Here is an 18,174-nt window from a genome sequence, read left to right as displayed (position 1 = left end):
ATCATAAAAACTGTTAGGGTGAACATAGAAAACGCACAAAAAGCAGTGGACGAATGGATCAAGAACCATGGGGTCCGCTATTTCAATGAACTTACCAATATGGCCCAGCTTACCGAAGAGGTAGGGGAGGTGGCCCGCATTATTGCGAGACGGTATGGTGAACAGAGCGAAAAAGAATCGGACAAGGCCAAGGACTTGGGCGAAGAGCTCGCCGATGTGGTTTTTGTGGTACTTTGTTTGGCCAACCAAACAGGAATCGATCTACAGGAAGCGTTCGACAAAAAGCTGGACCTAAAGACCAAACGCGATCACGACCGTCATCAAAATAACAAAAAGCTTAAATAAAGTTGCCCGCTTAAAGGGACATTAGGCCCGTTTTTTCTAGTTTTGAAAATTCATTCAAACCCATCAGCATTGAAACTCCAGCTTTCCTCGCCCAGCGATAATAAAATCCAAAACGCCATAGCGATTACAGGTTCCAAAAGTGAAACCAATCGCTCACTTTTATTGCAAGCCCTTTTTCCGAACATTAAAATTGAGAATCTTTCCAATTCCGATGATGGAGAGGTAATGCAAAAAGGATTGGCCAAGTCAACGGGAGAGGTGGATATTCATCATGCAGGTACCGCCATGCGATTTTTAACGGGCTATTTTGCATCCCAAGAAGGGAAACAAGTCATTCTCACAGGTTCTCAGCGTATGCAGGAGCGCCCCATAAAAGTGTTGGTGGAAGCCCTACAATCACTTGGGGCTGATATTCAATATGAAAAAGAAGCGGGTTATCCTCCCCTAAAAATATCTGGAAAGAAACTTGAAAAAAGTAAAGTGCCACTTCCAGCCAATATAAGTAGTCAATATATTTCTGCCTTGTTGTTGATAGCACCCAGCTTGGAAAATGGCCTCGAATTGGAGTTGATAGGCAAAATAACGTCGGTTCCTTATATAAAAATGACATTGGCCCTTTTGGAACAATTAGGTGTACAAACTTCTTTCGAAGGGAATAGTATCAAGGTTTCTCCCAAAAAAGCTGTGGGAGATACGACGTTGGTCGTGGAATCCGATTGGAGCTCGGCCAGTTATTTTTATAGCATTGTCGCCATGTGTGAAATAGGTGCTGAAATTCAATTGTCCTCCTACAAACAAAGTTCCTTGCAAGGAGATAGTATTTTAGCAGAAATCTATAAAGATTTTGGTGTTGAGACTACGTTTGCAAACAATACCATTCTCCTTGAAAAAATATCGGAAGTCAGTTCAAATCATTTGGAGTATGACCTTTCCAACGCTCCCGATATTGCGCAGACCATTGCGGTTAGCTGTTTAGGTATGGGCATTGGTTGTCATTTAACAGGATTGCATACCCTGCCCATCAAGGAAACCGACCGTTTGGCAGCACTTCAAACTGAGTTGGGCAAGTTTGGCGCTACGGTGGATATCGACTCAGAAAGCCTAACCTTACAACCGCAATCAACCCTTAAAAGTGAAGTTGCTGTGGATACCTATAACGACCACAGGATGGCAATGGCCTTTGGTCCGTTGGCCTTAAAAGCAGATTTTGTAGTGAACGATGCCGAGGTGGTTTCCAAGTCCTATCCCGATTTTTGGAAGGACCTCAAAACACTCGGATTCGGTATCGAGGAACTGTAATCCACATTTAATCATCAAATTACTTGACATCCGCTATCGCGAGGTTGTATATTTGCCATTCTTTAAAAAAATCGAAAAAAAGTCCACATGAAATTATCGAACTTCAATTTTGAATTGCCTAAAGAATTATTGGCAGAATATCCTGCAGAACACAGGGATGAATCCAAACTAATGGTGGTTCACAGGGATACTGGAAAAATTGAACACAAAATGTTCAAAGACCTAGTTGATTATTTTGATGAAGATGATGTAATGGTCTTGAACAATACCAAGGTATTTCCTGCAAGACTTTTTGGTAACAAGGAAAAAACCGGAGCTAGAATCGAGGTGTTCTTGTTGCGCGAGCTTAACCAAGAACAGCGCCTTTGGGATGTTTTGGTGGACCCGGCAAGAAAAATCAGAATTGGTAACAAGCTTTATTTTGGAGAAGATGAGAGCTTGGTGGCCGAAGTAATCGATAACACTACATCCAGAGGAAGAACATTGCGTTTTCTTTACGATGGTTCGTACACCGATTTTAGAAGAAAGCTTAGGGAATTGGGGGAAACACCACTTCCAAAATATATTAAAAGAGACGTTACGCCCGATGATGAGGAACGTTACCAGACCATTTACGCCAAGCACGAAGGTGCCGTTGCAGCACCTACGGCAGGTCTGCACTTTTCCAAACATTTGTTGAAGCGTTTGGAGATCAAAGGAATCAACTTTGCAGAAGTGACGCTTCATGTTGGTTTGGGAACCTTCAATCCAGTTGAGGTGGAGGATTTGTCCAAGCACAAAATGGACAGCGAAGAGTTGGTGATCGATGAGAAGGCCACCGAAATTGTAAATACGGCCAAATCAAACAAAAGAAAGGTATGCGCTGTGGGTACAACGGTTATGCGTGGATTGGAAAGTGCCGTGTCTTCCGAGCATACATTGAACACCTTTGAGGGATGGACCAATAAGTTCATCTTCCCTCCATACGAGTTCAGTATTGCCAACTGTATGATCACGAACTTCCACTTGCCAAAGTCCACCTTATTGATGATGGTCTCTGCATTTGCAGGTCACGATTTGATCAAAAAGGCATACAAGCAGGCCATTTTGGAAGGCTACCGCTTCTATTCCTACGGGGATGCGATGTTGATTCTGTAAAAACAATATCTCAAAGAAGATAAATCCCGTTCGCTATATGGCCAGCGGGATTTTTTCTTGCTTATCTTTAAGTTGTGGAAATCAAAAAAAAGGACATACGGGCATTGACGAAAGAACAGCTTCGCAACTTTTTTGTGGAGCAGGGTGACAAGGCATTTCGCGGAAATCAGGTGTACGAATGGTTGTGGCAGAAATCAGCTCACGATTTTGATGCAATGACCAATATTTCCAAGGAGACCCGAAAAATGTTGGAAGACAACTTTGTGATCAACCATATTCGAGTAGATCAAATGCAACGTAGTTCCGATGGTACCATAAAAAATGCCGTTCGTTTGCATGATGGATTGGTCGTGGAATCGGTTTTGATTCCCACGGAAACTAGAACCACAGCCTGTGTATCCAGTCAGGTAGGGTGTAGTTTGGACTGCAGATTTTGCGCTACGGCCCGCTTAAAGCGCATGCGAAACTTGAATCCAGATGAGATTTATGATCAAGTGGTGGCCATAGACAATGAAAGCCGTCTTTATTTTGATAGACCCTTGAGCAATATCGTTTTTATGGGCATGGGCGAGCCCTTGATGAACTACAACAATGTACTCAAGGCCATTGAGAAGATTACATCGCCGGAGGGATTGGGAATGTCTCCCAAAAGAATTGTGGTATCCACTTCCGGAGTTCCAAAAATCATTAAAAAAATGGCCGATGAAGAAGTGAAGTTCGGCTTGGCCGTTTCCCTGCATTCCGCAATTGATGAGGTGCGTACCTCCATCATGCCGTTTAATTCGACCTTTCCGTTAAAGGACCTTCGTGAGGCGCTGGAATATTGGTATGGCAAGACCAAGAACAGAATTACCTACGAATATGTGGTGTGGAAAGGTATCAACGATACCCAAGAAGCTGCCGATGCTTTGGTCAAGTTCTGCAAGTTTGCCCCATCAAAGGTCAATATCATTGAGTACAATCCCATTGATGATGGTGAGTTTCAGCAAGCTTCCAATAGTGCTATTGAAATGTACCAGAAGACTTTGGAGCGAAACGGCATAACGGTGACCATACGTAGGTCCCGAGGAAAGGATATTGATGCCGCCTGCGGACAGCTTGCCAATAAGAGCTAGGTTTTCAATGTTCAATTAGCAATAAACAATTCTACAATACACGCTTTACCAAAAAAATGCCACTTGTAAATCATCGATAGTTTTGGACCTGTATCTTAAAACTTCGATTTCATTCCAACAACTCTTGCATTTTCCCTACTTTTAGGGTTTCAAAACCAAACACCACACCGTTACGTTGAAAATCGTTTCGCAGATAAGGGAACCCATAGAAAATGAGATGCAACTTTTTGAGGAAAAATTCCTCAAATCCATGTCTTCCAAAGTCGCATTGTTCAACAGGATCACTTATTACATCGTTAATAGAAAGGGCAAGCAAATGCGCCCCATGTTCGTTTTTTTGACCGCCAAATTATTGAATGGGGAAGTCAATGAGCGAACCTATACGGGAGCATCGATCATAGAATTGATACATACCGCAAGTTTGGTTCATGATGATGTGGTGGACGATAGCAACAAGCGAAGGGGCTTTTTCTCCATCAATGCTTTATGGAAGAACAAAATTGCTGTGTTGGTAGGTGATTTTCTTTTCTCCAAAGGACTTTTGGTCTCCTTGGAAAACAAGGATTACGATTTACTTCATATTATTTCCAATGCGGTCCGTGATATGAGTGAAGGGGAATTGCTTCAGATTGAAAAAGCACGATTGTTGGATATTACCGAGGATGTATACTACGACATTATCCGACAGAAAACCGCAACCTTGATAGCAGCCTGTTGCAGTATGGGTGCTTGTTCCGTTAGACCCGATTCAGAAGAAGTGGAAACCTTCAGGAAATTCGGTGAGCTTTGTGGAATGGCTTTCCAAATCAAGGATGACCTGTTTGATTATGGTGCTGAGAAAATCGGTAAGCCTACGGGAATCGATATCAAGGAACAGAAAATGACACTTCCCTTGATCTATGCTTTGAACAATAGCGACAAGGAAAAGAAAAAGTGGTTGATCAACTCCATCAAAAAGCACAATAAGGACAAAAAGCGGGTAAAGGAAGTAATCGAGTACGTCAAAGAAAAGGGCGGACTGGATTATGCCGTGGTCAAAATGTTGGAGTTCAAGGATCAAGCATTGGCCATTTTGGACAATTATCCCGATTCCGAGTACAAAAGTGCCCTCGCATTTATGGTCAACTACGTGGTGGATCGCAAAAAATAATAATTTAAAATACTGATAATCAATTAAATGCCGAAAATTTTTATTTTTCAGGCAACTGTTTGTATTCATATCCCGTCTATTAAAATAGAAGCACTTTTGTAAACCAAACTTTTTGAAGATCATCGCGTTACATAGCAATGAAAAACAGCTGATCAAAAAATCGATCAAAGGGGACCAACAATCCCAAAGGTTGTTGTACGATAAATTTTCGCCCAAAATGCTAGGGGTTTGTAGACAGTACATCAAGGACCTCCATTTTGCGGAGGATGTGATGGTCAATGGATTTGTCAAGGTCTTTGACCATTTAAGTTCCTATCAACATAAAGGGAGTTTTGAAGGTTGGATCAGAATAATAATGGTACGAGAAAGTATTTCGTATTTGCGCAAAAGGCAGTTTGTGGTCTATGATGACGATGTCGTGGAAGTGAACGGAGAAATTTCAACTTCCAACAATGGCCTTTTGGATGTTGAATATGTGCAACACTTGATCGATGAACTTCCCGAAGGCTACAAAGCGGTATTCTTGCTTTATGCTATCGAAGGTTATGGCCACAAAGAGATTGCAGAGCTATTGGAAATATCCGAGGGAACCTCAAAATCGCAATTGTTCAAGGCCAGAAAGATGCTTCAGGAGAATTTAAGTTTAAAGGGAATGTCGCCCAAGTCACATTCGGCGAACAAAAAATAGAGGGTATGGATAAATTGGAAAAACATATCAAGGAGAAGCTTGAGAAGCGAACCATTGCACCATCAAAAGGGGCATGGGACAAGATTGCTACGCAAGTAAAAGAGCCAGCGCAGCGAAAAAGAAACACCTGGTTTCCTTATGCCATTGCTGCGAGCGTTGTGGGCATTGTGCTGGTGTCGGTCTTCTTTTTTGCCAATGGCGATGCCGAGGTGGAGCAACTACAAGTTGTGGAAACGGAGGCCCATGAAGAAGCCGGAATAAAATCCGTGGAGAAAGTAGAAAAAGAGCTACCTCCAGAGGTGGAGACCGAGTTGGCCGGGACGGAAGTCGAATCTATAGAACCAGAGGAAAACAGGGAGGTTCAACAGCCGATTTCCAATGTGGCGGTTGCCGAGCAGGATGTGAAAGAACCATTACAGGACGAAATCAAAATAAATTCGGATAAGCTGATAGCACAAAAGGTGGAAGAAGTGGTGGCACAGGTAGCACTGATGGAAAGTGGACAACAAGATGTCTCCGATGCCGAAGTGGATTCCCTTTTGCGAGCGGCACAACGTCAAATTTTGACCGATAAGTTATTCGCCGATGGCGGTTCCGTAGATGCCATGTCACTATTGGCAGAAGTGGAGGATGAACTGGACGAATCGTTCCGAGATCAAATATTCGATGCCTTAAAATCAGGATACCTTAAACTACGTACCGCCGTGGCAGACCGAAATCAATAAAATTATTCATCAATCAAGTCAAACCTTCTACAACTTCCTGTCCAATCGGGCAGGAGGGAGGGAGGTTTATAATCCAAAACAATCATGAAAACAATTACATTTTATTCAGCAGTTTTATTCTTGTTCCTTGTATCCCAAGTAACATTTGGGCAGGAGGACTATCAAAAGAAAATAGAGGCGTTGAGGGTCGAGAAACAACGCATTGTGGAACAGGAGAAAGAAGCTCTAAAATTAGAAGTGAAAGACATCAACCAGCGTTTGGAGGATGGGGATATTTCTGAAAATGAAACTAGGATCTTAAAAGAAGAAGTGGCCAAACAAAGGGCTCTGAACATTGAAAACCGTGTCGCGATCATTGAGAACAGAATAGCTTTGCTAGAGCGCAATAAGGGCAATGTGCTTACATTGAGTGAATTGGATTCCATCGAGGGCAGAAAAATGAGGATTGATCTGAGTATTGATGGTAGACCGGCCATAACCTTTAACTCAAAAAGAAAGAAAAAGTACATTAAGTACGATCGACGTACCTATTCCGATTTTGTAATGGCTGTTGGGTTGAACAATGCATTGATCGAGGGGCAATCATTGGACGATTCTCCTTATAAAATTGGAGGTAGCCGCTTTTTTGAAATGGGTTGGCAATGGCGGACCAGGGTTTTTAAAAACGCCAATTGGTTGCGTTTTAATTATGGATTTTCATTTCAATTCAATGGACTTAAACCAGATGGAAACCAAATATTTGTTCAAAATGGGGATCAGACTACTTTGGAAGAATTTGAATACGATTTAGAGAAGTCCAAACTTAGAATGGACAACCTTGTGTTTCCCGTGCATTTTGAGATGGGCCCATCCCGTGTTAAAGAAACAGAGCGTACTATTCGGTATTCCATTAGAAATCAATTTAGATTGGGCTTGGGCGGATATGCAGGTTTTAATTTGGGAACGCGTCAAAAACTGAAGTATACTCGGGATGGTGAGGATGTGAAAGATAAACTGAAAAGAGGCTACAATACCAGCGATCTAATTTACGGTGTAAGTGGCTATGTGGGGTTTGATGGGGTTTTGCTTTACCTTAAATATGATTTGAACCCCATATTTAAACATGCGGACACGGAACAGAACAATATATCATTGGGCCTTCGGTTCGATATTTAACCATTTTGAACCTTGAAGAAATACGGTCGGGATTTTCCTGGCCGTTTTTTTATGCGGATAGTGCCCGTTCCATTTCTGGAGTGAAATCCTCTTTGTAATACACTTTTTTACAATGGGAACATTCTGCGTAACGGATATTGTTGATGGTAAAGAGTGGAATCCAGAACAAATGGGCGTAGTTGGGTTGGGCCACCGCAGTGATTGTTCCCGTTTGTCCACAATGCGAACAGGAAACATGGGATAGCTTTTTGGTTTCCTTTTTGCCCGGTCTTGTTCCGAAGAAGAGTATCATAGGATGTATCTAGAGAGTAAAGATATTGGATTTATGTCATTCATCGAGAATCATCTGGAGTTCTATTTTTTTACGATTATTCCTCCATGTGCTTTTGTACTCTTGGTCAACAAAAAATATTTTTAGATCTGCTTTGTATTCTTGGTTCACATAATAGATGGTAAAATCTGACTTGTACTCAAAATCTGTAAAGTACCACAGGCCAACATTGTCTATGGCCTTGTATTCCCTATCCACAACATATACTAGTAAATCAGCCTTATATTCCTGGTCTACTCTAAATATTTTCACGTCTGCCTTATATTCTTGATTTACCTCGTACACTTGTTGGGCACGCACTGTTGCAGAAATAAAGATTAACACAAAAGGAGATAGCCATTTTTTCATAGAAGAAGAGATGTCAATTTTTATGCCAATGCTTTGGCATTGTTTTCAAAGGGCGAATAAAAAAATCATTTTCGTTTTTAAATATTTTCTACATTCGTTCACATTTTTGAAACATTGAGCGCCTACCACGATTTGGAGGATTGGTTGTCCTGGATGGACGACATCTCCAGTAAGGATTATGTGATTATCGATAACTTTCTTCGGGAGGAACTGTACTTGGAGATGAAATCTTTTCTTCTGGGCAAACTGCCCAATTTTAAGGAAGCTGGTATTGGTGCCCATTCCGATAATCAAATTGATGGTAAGATACGTGGCGATTTTACGTATTGGTTGGACAGAAAGCGAGATGCCCAACTGGAAATGTATTGGAACCTTTTGGATGAAACCCTCCACATTTTCAATCGATATTGCTATTTAAGTTTATCGGGTTACGAGTTTCATTTGGCACACTATCCATCCGGAGGGCATTACGATAAGCATCTAGATCAATTTGAAAGCAGAAACAACCGTATGATTTCCATGATCATTTATTTGAACGATGATTGGAAACATGGAGATGGTGGTGAATTGGAGATTTTTGAAAAAGACGGTTCTAGCTTTTTAGTGGAACCTTTGGCGGCCCGTTGTGTACTATTCAAAAGTGCCCAAGTGCCCCACGCAGTGCTAAAAGCTCAAAAAAGTAGGTTTAGTTTAACGGGTTGGTTATTGCACCAACCCTCGTCTGTGGGTAAATTGTTTGTTTGATCAATGCTTTTTGCACGGAATCTGCTGAATTAAATCTTCATTTTGTGCTGTTGATGCACCATAGGAAATTATCAAGGTTCCTTTGGTCCCATCATTGGCTTCAATGGTAAATACTATGGATTCATCACTAGGGTTTGTCATCCCTTCAAAACGATAGGAGCTGATGATTTTTAAATCACTGGGTTGATACTCTTTTTTGGAGTACAATGCCTTGATGCAGGTTTCTTCTGCTTCAAAATCCTCTTCATATCCCTCTTGGGTCAAGGTATTCACCGCTTGCGACAGTGTATCGAAACTATGTTTGTTCATGTGTTCTTAATTATGTTTTTAAATTATTGATAAAGTACAAGACCTGTTCCTTTACTTTTGGCCAGTCTGTGTATTCATGGTCTTGGCTGGTATCCACTGAACCGCCTTCTTTTTTAGCAATGGAGCGCATGATCAATTTTTTGAAATAATTGTATTCAGTGTATTTCAAAGCTCCTGCAATATGCCATATAGTTGTTGTGTTCCAGCCGGTATCTTTTAAAAAGTCATTCGCAATTTGCGCTGCCTCCTCATGTTCTTCTTTAAGGTCGGATGCTACTGCCATACTTACCGAGAAAAAAGCACTTGGCTTTTCGTTTAAGGTATCAATGTGTTCTTGAACATAGTCTTTTATCAACGTATTGTATTTGTGAATATGTATTGAACTACCAACAAGAACCGTATCAAAATTGTCCGGGACAGGAGGGTCTTCTACAGCATTGGCTATAACCACTTGATGGCCGCCTTCTTGTAGCACGTTCTCCATAAACCTTGCAATTTTTCGGGTTTGGCCTTCCACGGTGCCATAAATGATTAAAATCTTCATCACTATTGGGTTGATTGTTACACTACCCTAAAGTCATGAAATATTTTTGAAAATCTCAATGATTTTAATCAGTTACACCCAACTATAAATTATAATTTCCCTCCCACAATTGGCAGCACTAGTTCGGTGTCATCCAAGTTTATGGTCAGTTCTGTTCCCGGTTCGGGCCAAAGGGTAAACTCCTTATCGCTGGAAAAAATCATCAGACCGATTTGCTGTCCTTTGGGAATAATCTGATCATCGGGCATCAACTCAAATTCCATTTCGTAGAATTTGTTGGGAACCAAAGGTTCACTTTCGGTCAATGAACTGTGGTTTTGAGGGTCTGCCCATCCACGAGTGATAATGTTGTCCGTTATTTTGGTGTTCAAAGCATCGGTCCAAGGCAGGGATACCACCCAAACAGATAAATTGGCTGCAGGTTTGCTACTGGCCAGTTTGACCTTGATTTTGGGCACTCCAGAGATGTGAACATCTTCGGTTAAAGGAGCAGTGACATAAAGGAGTCTGTGCTCTGTGGCCTCAGCTTTTGCCAAGCTTGCACCCGAAAAGGAATAGTTGTCCACTAAGGTCTCCGTTCCTTGCTTTTTGGGCTTACTGGTGGTCAATTGTCCCTTTTCGGGTGCACCTTTTGTTAAGAACAGTTTCATATCCTTTGCCTCCGGATTGGGGTAATCCGCATAAGGAGTTGGGTTATCTTTTTTGTCGTTTTCGCGAACAATCCACGCTTTCGGTTCATTTTCAACTCCATTTTCCACCCCGTATAGATATCGGGTAAACCATCGGTTCATCATGGATATGGGCGGTGGCCCACCGTGACCGTTTTGATGGTAATAAATCCGTACGGGCAGCCCCATTTCTTTGGCTTTTTTGTAAATGCGGTAGCTATGTTCGGGCATCACGTTCCAGTCGTTGAAACCATGGGACATCAAAAGGGCCGCTTTCATGGGTTTCATATCGTTCAGGTAATCCCTTCCAGCCCAAAAGTCGTTGTAATCTCCTGTAATACGGTCCTGCCCGTTCTTCATTTCGGTATCACGAATGATTTCATTGTTTCTAGCTCTGTTGGATTCGTCTCCACTATGGATAAAATCGTAGAGCACATCGATGTCCTCGCCCAGATATCCGCCAGGAGAACGTATAAGGCCATTGGAGCGATAATAATGGTAATACGAAGTATTCGGTGCAATGGGGATTATGGCCTCTAGGCCATCGACGCCTGTGGTGGCAGCGGCCAGAGGTATGGTTCCGTTGTACGAGGTGCCCGTCATGCCCACTTTTCCTGTGGACCAATAAGCTTTGACTTCGGTGCCGCCCTCTCTCTCGGTAAAGCCCTTTGCTCTTCCATTGAGCCAATCTATAACTGCTTTTGGGGCCAAGGATTCGTTGTCGCCACCAACCGTTGGTGCCCCATCGGAAAGCCCTGTGCCCGGAGAGGAAGAGTGGACCACGATATAGCCTCGTGGGACCCATGTTCTCACTTGGGAGTTGGAAATTATCGGACGTTCGCCGACCCGTGTAACGCTAGGGTGCTTTCTTGGTTTTCCTTGTTCTCCAAGTTCATGTTGTACATCCCAAAAAATTCCTTTGGCCAAGCCAGCTGTACCAGCGTAATATGGACTGGATTCGTAGATAACGGGAAGCTTTAGGTTTTCCGTGTCCGTTTGTTCCGGGCGTGACACATCCACGTGCATACGGTCCAATTTGCCATCGCCATCCGAATCAAAAGTGGTTTCCACCCAAAGATCATGGCGTATCCATTTACTAGGGTCGGAAAAAGCCTCGACCACTTGTGCTTCGCCATTTTCTATAACAGGGCCGGACTTTTCGGCCATTTGTCCTTGGGCCACCAGCACAAAGGCCAATAAAAATGTAACTAGGATCAAATAACTTTTTGTTTCTTTCTTTACCATATCATCAATTTTTTTCTCGTTCTTACAATTGGAAGGTAATCAGTCCCCAAGATACTAAATCTAAAAGAGGGAATTCCTTTTTGGATTCATCAAAACATTGTTTTTATTTACCTTTAACAGCTATTTTAACAAAACACCTTGATTTCAAAAACCACCATAGACCAAGTTTATGAAACCGCCCGATTGGAGGAGGTCATCGGCGATTTTGTGCAATTGAAGAAGTCGGGGTCCAATTTCAAGGGACTGAGTCCTTTTACGGATGAACGTACTCCCAGTTTTATGGTATCACCCGTAAAACAGATTTGGAAGGATTTCAGTAGTGGAAAGGGAGGTAATGTGGTGGCTTTTTTGATGGAGCACGAACACTTCACCTATCCCGAAGCCATAAAATACTTGGCAAAAAAGTACAACATTGAAGTAGAGGAGACCGAACAGACGGATGAGCAGAAGGAACAGGCCAATGAGCGGGAGAGCATGTATTTGGTCTCCGAGTATGCACAAAAGTATTTTACCGAAACCCTTTGGGAATCTGAACTGGGCAAAGCCATTGGGCTGACCTATTTTAAGGAGCGCGGCTTTACCGATGAGACCATTAAAAAGTTTGGTCTGGGTTATAGTTTGGACGAGTGGGAGGCTTTTACCAAAACTGCTTTGGACAATGGTTACCAATTGGAGTTCTTGGAAAAAACGGGACTTACCATTGTTAAGGAACAGGCTGGTGGAGAAAAGCGAAAGTTTGATAGGTTCAAGGGGCGTGTGATGTTCCCTATCCATTCCATGAGCGGTAGGGTACTTGGATTCGGTGGCCGGATTTTGACAAATGATAAAAAGGCTGCAAAATATCTGAACTCGCCCGAGAGCGAAATCTATCATAAGAGCAAGGTGCTGTACGGTATTTATTATGCCAAGCAGGCCATTGCCAAGGAAGATAACTGCTTTTTGGTGGAAGGGTACACGGATGTCATTCAAATGTACCAGCGTGGGGTGGAAAATGTGGTGTCCTCAAGTGGAACGGCATTGACCCCTGAGCAGATTCGACTCATCAATAGGCTTACCAAGAACATTACCGTTCTTTTTGATGGTGATGCCGCGGGATTACGTGCATCTCTCCGTGGTATTGACCTTATTCTGGAACAGGGCATGAACGTGAAGGTCTGTACCTTTCCTGAGGGCGAGGACCCTGATAGTTTTGCCAAAAACAATACCTACGAGGATCTGGTGCAGTACTTGGATGAAAATGCCAAGGATTTTATTCAGTTCAAGACTTCCTTGTTGGCAGAGGAAGCTGCCAACGATCCTATAAAACGAGCCGATACGGTACGGGATATTGTCAACAGTATCAGTAAGATTCCAGATCGTATCCGACAGGAAATCTACGTACAGGAATGTGCAAAAATCATGCAGATTTCTGAGGATGTCCTTTATAACACCCTGGCACAGATTGATAAAAAACATCAAACGGATGCTTCCAAAAAAGTAAGGAAAGAACAGAAGGCCTTTGAAGTTGTAAAAAACGACGCTGTAGTTGAGAGGGTCGATGTACAATATGAGTTGGAACGAAAGATCATTGAAGTTCTCTTATTGTATGGTAATCAAAAGCAAGAGTTCGAGGATTTGGTACTCAAAGAAAATGAAGAGGGTGAGTTGGTGCTTGAACCCGAGGTTGTAGAGGCCAAGGTCTATGAAAAAGTGTATTTGGACCTTCAGGATGATGAAATTGAGCTGACCAACGAGCAGTTCAAAACCATTTATTACAAATTGATCGAGAAGTTGAACGAGGATTCGGAATTTTCAATCAATACCTTTTTGTCTGATTTAGACCAGGAAACGGTTTCGCAAGTGTCTTCTATCTTGATGGAAGAGGAGCAGTATGTATTGCACGATTGGGAACGAAGGGACATCTATCCAAAAGAAAAACAGATAGGCGTTGCACAATTGGTGGGCGAGACCATTCTTACCCTGCGCTGCAATTTGATAAAAAACCGTATTGAAAAATTAAAGGAAAGAACACAGGATAGTCAAGGGGACCATACGGAGGTTTTGGAAGAGATCATGAATTATCTCCAGCTCAATAAATTGTTGAACGCCAAATTGAATCGTGTACTTTCTTAACATATAAAACCCCTTTCAATTCAAATTGAAAGGGGTTTCCACAATAGTTGGTTTGGTTGGGTATTCCTTAATAGAGTTCCAGGGCTTTGGCCTGTTGCAGTAAGTCCACCAAATTATCCACGTTCAATTTTTTCATCAAACGGGCTTTGTACGTACTTACTGTTTTTTCGTTAAGATTCAAACCTTCCGCAACTTCCTTGTTTCTTTTTCCACTGGCCAATAGTTTAAGCACCTCGACCTCACGGGAAGAAAGTTTTCTAAAGAATCTACGTGGTTTTTGTGTTCCTTCGTCAAAAGCAAGACGTTGGGCCAGTTCGTTGGTAATGAACATATTGCCTTCACTTACTTTTTTGACGGCGGAAATAATGTATTCCAAATCCGCAGTTTTGGATAAGTACCCAAATGCACCTGCACGGATGGTGCTCAGAGCGTAAACATCTTCGGACTGTCCGCTGTACATCAAGGTCTTGATGTCAGGAAATTCCAATTTCATTTTTCTTAGCGTGGCAATTCCATTGATTTCTGGAATGTCCATTTCTAAAATCACTACATCGGGGGTTACAGTTTTCAATGTATTAAAAAGCTCTTCGGTAGTTGAAACATCAGCAATGACTTCAATGTCTGAGCTCGATTCAAGTACCTGTCTAATACCAAGCCTAACAATGGGATGGTTGTCAGCAATCAATACTTTTATCATTTGATTCGGTTTGTTTTAATTAATGGTTAGCTCCTAAATACTAAAAGTATAGCGAGCAAGATAACAATTTAATAATGTAAAACTGTAACTTTTTTCTTAAAACCATAGTTTTTCTGGGGTTTTTTTCGTCTTAAACTGGGATTTCCCAGACAAACCGCTACTTTAACCCGATCGGAATCTCACAAATAGGTATGGGAACCATCTTATGTTTGTTTGCAGTATTATACTTTTTATATATAGTGAATATTTCCTTTTCCCTGCCAGAAAAATCCTCGGCATTTTTGCCTTGATCATCCATTTCCATGGCCCATTCCAGTTCAGGATAGGAGGCACCGATTTGATCTTCGTCGGTTCTGCTATCTCCCCAAAGGCCATCGGTAGGCGCAGCTTCCATAATATCTTGGTTTACTCCGAGTGCAGCACCCAAAGCGTAAACCTCTGTTTTGACAAGGTCTGCAATCGGACTAAGGTCAACCCCTCCGTCACCATATTTAGTATAGAACCCGATGCCAAAATCCTCTACCTTGTTCCCTGTTCCCGCAACCAGATATCCCTTAAGGGCGGCGAAATAGTAAAGAGTGGTCATACGCAGTCTGGCCCTTGTATTGGCCAGGGACATAAAACGTTCTTCTTCGTTGTCCACTTTTGGAAAAGCGTCCACCAGACTATCAAAAACGGGGGTTAGGTTAACGGGTTGTCTGGAAACGTTGGGGAAATTCTCAATCAACCAATCAATATGTCTGTCAGCTCGGGTCACTTGATTCTTGCCCTGATGAATCGGCATTTCCAAACACAAAAGATCCAAACCGGTCTTTGCACAGAGCGTTGAGGTCACTGCGGAATCAATTCCGCCTGAAACACCAATTACAAAACCGTTGCATTTTGCGTTTTCGGCATACGTTTTTAGCCAATTCACAATATGGTCGATTACCTTTTCTGTTTGCATATCTTACTATTTAGATTCTATAAATTACCTTTGTGCCCTGTAAATTTAAACCCTGTGCCCTTAAAAATGAAGTGGTTGTTCAAATACTTTACAATTCCCGTGTTCAGAAGTTTTGTTTTAATGATGATTTTGTTGCTTTCATCCTGTGCGGAAACCGATAAGACCGAAGAAGAAATTGATAAGGTTGCCATTGATTTACAGATTTCAAGGTTTGATGAAGCGTTTGCAAATGCTGAAGCAAATGACATCCAGAACTTGAAACGGAAATACCCTTACTTGTTCCCGGAACAATTTCCCGATAGCGTTTGGATTGCCAAGCTTGCCGATACGATTCAAATTGAATTGTCTGATGAAGTTGCCAAGGCTTTTGGCAATTTTGAGCAGGAATCGGAGGATTTGGAATCTCTCTTCAAACACATAAAATATTATTTTCCAGAGACCGAAACACCTCATGTGGTTACACTCACTTCGGATGTTGGGTACGAAAGCCGGGTTATTTTGACGGATTCCCTTTTATTGATCGGTCTGGATAATTATTTGGGGCAAGACCATCATTTTTATGAAGGTATCCAAAGATACATAGCAACCTCTTTGGACAAAAAGTTTTTGATTTCCGATGTGGCAAGTGCTTTTTCCAAAAAAGTGATCAACTTTCCTCGTAACCGGACACTGCTTTCCCGCATGGTCTATTTTGGAAAAGAACTTTATCTGAAAGATAAACTGATGCCTTCTGCAACGGATGCCCAGAAAATTGGATATTCCGAAGAACAGATGGAATGGGCCAGGGCCAATGAAGAACAAATGTGGACGTATTTTGTGGAACGGGAGCTGCTGTACAGTACCGATACGGGATTGGACAGGAAATTTTTGGACCCGGCACCCTTTACCAAATTTGGATTGGAACTGGACAACGAATCGCCTCCAAGGTTGGGAAGATACATGGGGTGGCAAATTGTGAGGGCCTTTATGGAAAAAACGGATATGGGTCTTAAGCAATTATTGCAGATGCCCGCGGATGAAATTTTAAAACAGTCAAATTACAAACCAAAAAGATAAATGGCAGTAGAACACACTTCGGAGATAACCTTGAAGGTTGGATTGGATGAGAACCGAGTGCCCGAGGAATTGAAATGGTCGGCGCAGGACGGTGGTATTAATGAGGAAGAGGCCAAAGCCATGATGCTGTCCGTTTGGGATAGCAAAAACCAAGAATCGTTGAAAATCGATCTTTGGACCAAGGATATGCCCGTGGACGAGATGAAGGTGTTTTTTCATCAGACCTTGGTTACCATGGCCGATACTTTTTTCAAGGCCACACAGGACGAAAAGATGACCGCTACCATGAAGGATTTTTGTGATTACTTTGCGGAAAAGTTGGAGCTTAAAAAGTAGGCCTCCAATCTTCAGAGCCTATTTTTTGATTTCAACATAACCCATTTCTTTCATAGTTTGGGATTTAAGATGTCGATGTGAACGATTTAGGGTCTCCCCTGAACCTTTCATTAGTTTAAATCGGGAACTTTGATGTTGTGACAGGGATTCAATTTCATAATAATTTTCCTTTTCAATTACTGTAAGGCGTTCGTGTTGGTCTATTAAGGCGCGCCAAATCTTCCTCATTGATTTATAGGGGCTATTGATTTTGTGTAAAATATCCTCTATTGAACGGTGGTCGCTTTTAGTAGGTCTGTAGAATGATAGGTAATCCAAGCCATTTGAAACCGAATCTGAGTTGAAGATTGGATCAAGGGTCAAGGATTTTGAAATCAATTCAATGGATGCGCCATAATAATAGTTCGAATTAAGTGCTGCAAACTTTAGGGGCACTTGGAACTGTACCAATACTGAGCTGGCATTGGCATATACCTTTTGCTCATAAAAATCGGGTGCATTTTCCCCGATTTCCTGTTTTAAAATGTTTTGCCCCATTTTAATAATCGATTTTTTGTCTAATTTTTTAATTTTTTCCACAGTGGCGTTTTCAATTTTTGTTGCTTGACGGGAAGAAGTGCAATTGGACATGATTAAAAGAATAAGGAAAGGGCATACAAATTTAAAAAGTGCGGAACTGAACATGTGTGGACTAATTCGCTTGATTGAATTTAACTTTGTCCTTACCCCTTAAATCCAAGGCACGGATTATACTTTCCTTTTTTGGTGATTGTAAAATCATATAAACCACCATTCCTCCGATGATCATGAGGTATAGTTGGTTTTGGGTCAAATAAAAAACTGCAGCACTTATAAGTGAAGGCATTTCCAGAAGTATCATTTTCAATAAAAAGACAGTTTGGAATTTCTCAAGTTTTTTGGGTAGTGATAGGTCGGTTGAAATGCCCAAAAGATATTTTCTAAAAATCAGGTCGCTTAAATATATGCCTAGAACAATAGTGCAGATTACAAAAGCCAATAAAATATCCCATGCATGCAAAATCAATAAATATGGGTTGTCCGCCAATTGGTATACAACTATGCCAACCAGAATCGGACTTGCCATTATGGCTTTGTGAAGTAGGTTGATTCTTTTTAAAAAACTTGAAATTCCGTTATTGCTATCATTCATTTTGATGTGCGTTATTCAAAATAATGAAAGAAAACGCATTATTACGGTTGGTA

At 41.7% G+C, this 18,174-nt stretch carries 21 protein-coding genes; 12 read left to right on the top strand and 9 right to left on the bottom strand.

The features are described from left to right. Nucleotides 1–18: 18 nt before the first annotated feature. The 8 genes from PY092_RS05895 to PY092_RS05860 all read left to right on the top strand — a co-directional run bounded on the left by PY092_RS05895 (nt 19) and on the right by PY092_RS05860 (nt 7,614). On the top strand, nt 19–345 hold the full coding sequence (locus tag PY092_RS05895) for a nucleotide pyrophosphohydrolase (RefSeq protein ID WP_090293531.1): 327 nt from the start codon (nt 19–21) through the stop codon (nt 343–345). A gap of 69 nt (nt 346–414) precedes the next feature. Then, nucleotides 415–1,644, top strand: a complete 1,230-nt coding sequence (locus PY092_RS05890) for a 3-phosphoshikimate 1-carboxyvinyltransferase (RefSeq protein WP_275614915.1) — start codon at nt 415–417, stop codon at nt 1,642–1,644. Nucleotides 1,645–1,731: 87 nt separating this feature from the next. Further along, nucleotides 1,732–2,781 (top strand): tRNA preQ1(34) S-adenosylmethionine ribosyltransferase-isomerase QueA, encoded by a 1,050-nt coding sequence (gene queA / locus PY092_RS05885; protein ID WP_275614914.1) that lies wholly within the window; start codon nt 1,732–1,734, stop codon nt 2,779–2,781. A 74-nt stretch (nt 2,782–2,855) separates the two neighbouring features. Continuing rightward, nucleotides 2,856–3,896 carry a dual-specificity RNA methyltransferase RlmN gene (rlmN, locus tag PY092_RS05880; protein ID WP_275614913.1) on the top strand — a complete coding sequence of 347 codons (1,041 nt, stop codon included), beginning with the start codon at nt 2,856–2,858 and terminating at the stop codon, nt 3,894–3,896. 175 nt (nt 3,897–4,071) lie between these two features. Continuing rightward, nucleotides 4,072–5,046 carry a polyprenyl synthetase family protein gene (locus tag PY092_RS05875; RefSeq protein WP_275614912.1) on the top strand — a complete coding sequence of 325 codons (975 nt, stop codon included), beginning with the start codon at nt 4,072–4,074 and terminating at the stop codon, nt 5,044–5,046. 112 nt (nt 5,047–5,158) lie between these two features. Further along, complete coding sequence (locus PY092_RS05870) at nt 5,159–5,734, top strand: RNA polymerase sigma factor (protein ID WP_275614911.1); 576 nt, start codon at nt 5,159–5,161, stop codon at nt 5,732–5,734. Between the two features lie 5 nt (nt 5,735–5,739). Beyond that, nucleotides 5,740–6,459, top strand: a complete 720-nt coding sequence (locus tag PY092_RS05865) for a hypothetical protein (protein WP_275614910.1) — start codon at nt 5,740–5,742, stop codon at nt 6,457–6,459. A gap of 84 nt (nt 6,460–6,543) precedes the next feature. Next, on the top strand, nt 6,544–7,614 hold the full coding sequence (locus PY092_RS05860) for a hypothetical protein (protein ID WP_275614909.1): 1,071 nt from the start codon (nt 6,544–6,546) through the stop codon (nt 7,612–7,614). 49 nt (nt 7,615–7,663) lie between these two features. On the opposite strand, the gene PY092_RS05855 is transcribed toward PY092_RS05860, so the two are convergent. Both PY092_RS05855 and PY092_RS05850 read right to left on the bottom strand, forming a co-directional pair. Beyond that, on the bottom strand, nt 7,664–7,906 hold the full coding sequence (locus PY092_RS05855) for a zinc-ribbon domain-containing protein (RefSeq protein WP_275614908.1): 243 nt from the start codon (nt 7,904–7,906) through the stop codon (nt 7,664–7,666). Between the two features lie 36 nt (nt 7,907–7,942). Continuing rightward, nucleotides 7,943–8,293: a 7(1) septoil knot domain-containing protein gene (locus PY092_RS05850; protein ID WP_275614907.1), complete on the bottom strand. Its 351-nt coding sequence runs from the start codon at nt 8,291–8,293 to the stop codon at nt 7,943–7,945. 114 nt (nt 8,294–8,407) lie between these two features. Here PY092_RS05850 and PY092_RS05845 point away from each other — a divergent pair, with 114 nt between their 5' ends. After that, entirely contained in the window at nt 8,408–9,037 is a 630-nt protein-coding gene (locus tag PY092_RS05845) for a 2OG-Fe(II) oxygenase (RefSeq protein WP_275614906.1), read from the top strand. On the opposite strand, the gene PY092_RS05840 is transcribed toward PY092_RS05845, so the two are convergent. From PY092_RS05840 to PY092_RS05830, 3 genes are all read right to left on the bottom strand, one after another. Next, nucleotides 9,038–9,346, bottom strand: a complete 309-nt coding sequence (locus PY092_RS05840; RefSeq protein WP_275614905.1) for a phosphoribosylpyrophosphate synthetase — start codon at nt 9,344–9,346, stop codon at nt 9,038–9,040. A gap of 10 nt (nt 9,347–9,356) precedes the next feature. Further along, on the bottom strand, nt 9,357–9,890 hold the full coding sequence (locus PY092_RS05835; RefSeq protein ID WP_275614904.1) for a flavodoxin domain-containing protein: 534 nt from the start codon (nt 9,888–9,890) through the stop codon (nt 9,357–9,359). Between the two features lie 89 nt (nt 9,891–9,979). Then, nucleotides 9,980–11,803, bottom strand: a complete 1,824-nt coding sequence (locus PY092_RS05830; protein WP_275614903.1) for a Xaa-Pro dipeptidyl-peptidase — start codon at nt 11,801–11,803, stop codon at nt 9,980–9,982. Nucleotides 11,804–11,941: 138 nt separating this feature from the next. Between PY092_RS05830 and dnaG the strand changes: the two genes are divergently transcribed. Beyond that, on the top strand, nt 11,942–13,915 hold the full coding sequence (dnaG, locus tag PY092_RS05825; protein ID WP_275614902.1) for a DNA primase: 1,974 nt from the start codon (nt 11,942–11,944) through the stop codon (nt 13,913–13,915). A 67-nt stretch (nt 13,916–13,982) separates the two neighbouring features. Here the strand turns inward: dnaG and PY092_RS05820 are convergent, their stop codons facing one another. Beyond that, a complete protein-coding gene (locus tag PY092_RS05820; RefSeq protein ID WP_275614901.1) occupies nt 13,983–14,612 on the bottom strand; it encodes a response regulator in 630 nt (209 codons plus the stop codon). A 157-nt stretch (nt 14,613–14,769) separates the two neighbouring features. Further along, on the bottom strand, nt 14,770–15,558 hold the full coding sequence (gene nadE, locus PY092_RS05815) for an NAD(+) synthase (protein ID WP_275614900.1): 789 nt from the start codon (nt 15,556–15,558) through the stop codon (nt 14,770–14,772). 66 nt (nt 15,559–15,624) lie between these two features. Between nadE and gldB the strand changes: the two genes are divergently transcribed. Next, the gene (gene gldB, locus PY092_RS05810) at nt 15,625–16,614 is read left to right on the top strand and encodes a gliding motility lipoprotein GldB (protein WP_275614899.1); all 990 of its coding nucleotides are present in this window, start codon (nt 15,625–15,627) and stop codon (nt 16,612–16,614) included. Further along, complete coding sequence (gldC, locus tag PY092_RS05805) at nt 16,615–16,950, top strand: gliding motility protein GldC (RefSeq protein WP_207029878.1); 336 nt, start codon at nt 16,615–16,617, stop codon at nt 16,948–16,950. 18 nt (nt 16,951–16,968) lie between these two features. Here the strand turns inward: gldC and PY092_RS05800 are convergent, their stop codons facing one another. Both PY092_RS05800 and PY092_RS05795 read right to left on the bottom strand, forming a co-directional pair. Further along, nucleotides 16,969–17,580 (bottom strand): hypothetical protein, encoded by a 612-nt coding sequence (locus PY092_RS05800; protein ID WP_275614898.1) that lies wholly within the window; start codon nt 17,578–17,580, stop codon nt 16,969–16,971. Nucleotides 17,581–17,641: 61 nt separating this feature from the next. Beyond that, nucleotides 17,642–18,121 carry a hypothetical protein gene (locus PY092_RS05795; protein WP_275614897.1) on the bottom strand — a complete coding sequence of 160 codons (480 nt, stop codon included), beginning with the start codon at nt 18,119–18,121 and terminating at the stop codon, nt 17,642–17,644. Nucleotides 18,122–18,174: the final 53 nt, after the last annotated feature.

It is taken from the genome of Flagellimonas yonaguniensis, from assembly GCF_029193885.1.
GTDB lineage: Bacteria > Bacteroidota > Bacteroidia > Flavobacteriales > Flavobacteriaceae > Flagellimonas > Flagellimonas yonaguniensis.
The sequence above is the reverse complement of the archived record's forward strand: the minus strand, read 5'-3'. Positions and strand labels throughout refer to the sequence as shown.

Excerpts from the sequence above, each read along its gene's own strand:
- queA (WP_275614914.1), top strand. The coding sequence starts at position 1,732 with ATGAAATTATCGAACTTCAATTTTGAATTGCCTAAAGAATTATTGGCA.
- PY092_RS05865 (WP_275614910.1), top strand. The coding sequence starts at position 5,740 with ATGGATAAATTGGAAAAACATATCAAGGAGAAGCTTGAGAAGCGAACC.
- PY092_RS05860 (WP_275614909.1), top strand. The coding sequence starts at position 6,544 with ATGAAAACAATTACATTTTATTCAGCAGTTTTATTCTTGTTCCTTGTA.
- PY092_RS05855 (WP_275614908.1), bottom strand. The coding sequence starts at position 7,906 with ATGATACTCTTCTTCGGAACAAGACCGGGCAAAAAGGAAACCAAAAAG.
- PY092_RS05850 (WP_275614907.1), bottom strand. The coding sequence starts at position 8,293 with ATGAAAAAATGGCTATCTCCTTTTGTGTTAATCTTTATTTCTGCAACA.
- PY092_RS05840 (WP_275614905.1), bottom strand. The coding sequence starts at position 9,346 with ATGAACAAACATAGTTTCGATACACTGTCGCAAGCGGTGAATACCTTG.
- PY092_RS05835 (WP_275614904.1), bottom strand. The coding sequence starts at position 9,890 with ATGAAGATTTTAATCATTTATGGCACCGTGGAAGGCCAAACCCGAAAA.
- PY092_RS05830 (WP_275614903.1), bottom strand. The coding sequence starts at position 11,803 with ATGGTAAAGAAAGAAACAAAAAGTTATTTGATCCTAGTTACATTTTTA.
- PY092_RS05820 (WP_275614901.1), bottom strand. The coding sequence starts at position 14,612 with ATGATAAAAGTATTGATTGCTGACAACCATCCCATTGTTAGGCTTGGT.
- nadE (WP_275614900.1), bottom strand. The coding sequence starts at position 15,558 with ATGCAAACAGAAAAGGTAATCGACCATATTGTGAATTGGCTAAAAACG.
- gldB (WP_275614899.1), top strand. The coding sequence starts at position 15,625 with ATGAAGTGGTTGTTCAAATACTTTACAATTCCCGTGTTCAGAAGTTTT.
- gldC (WP_207029878.1), top strand. The coding sequence starts at position 16,615 with ATGGCAGTAGAACACACTTCGGAGATAACCTTGAAGGTTGGATTGGAT.
- PY092_RS05800 (WP_275614898.1), bottom strand. The coding sequence starts at position 17,580 with ATGTCCAATTGCACTTCTTCCCGTCAAGCAACAAAAATTGAAAACGCC.
- PY092_RS05795 (WP_275614897.1), bottom strand. The coding sequence starts at position 18,121 with ATGAATGATAGCAATAACGGAATTTCAAGTTTTTTAAAAAGAATCAAC.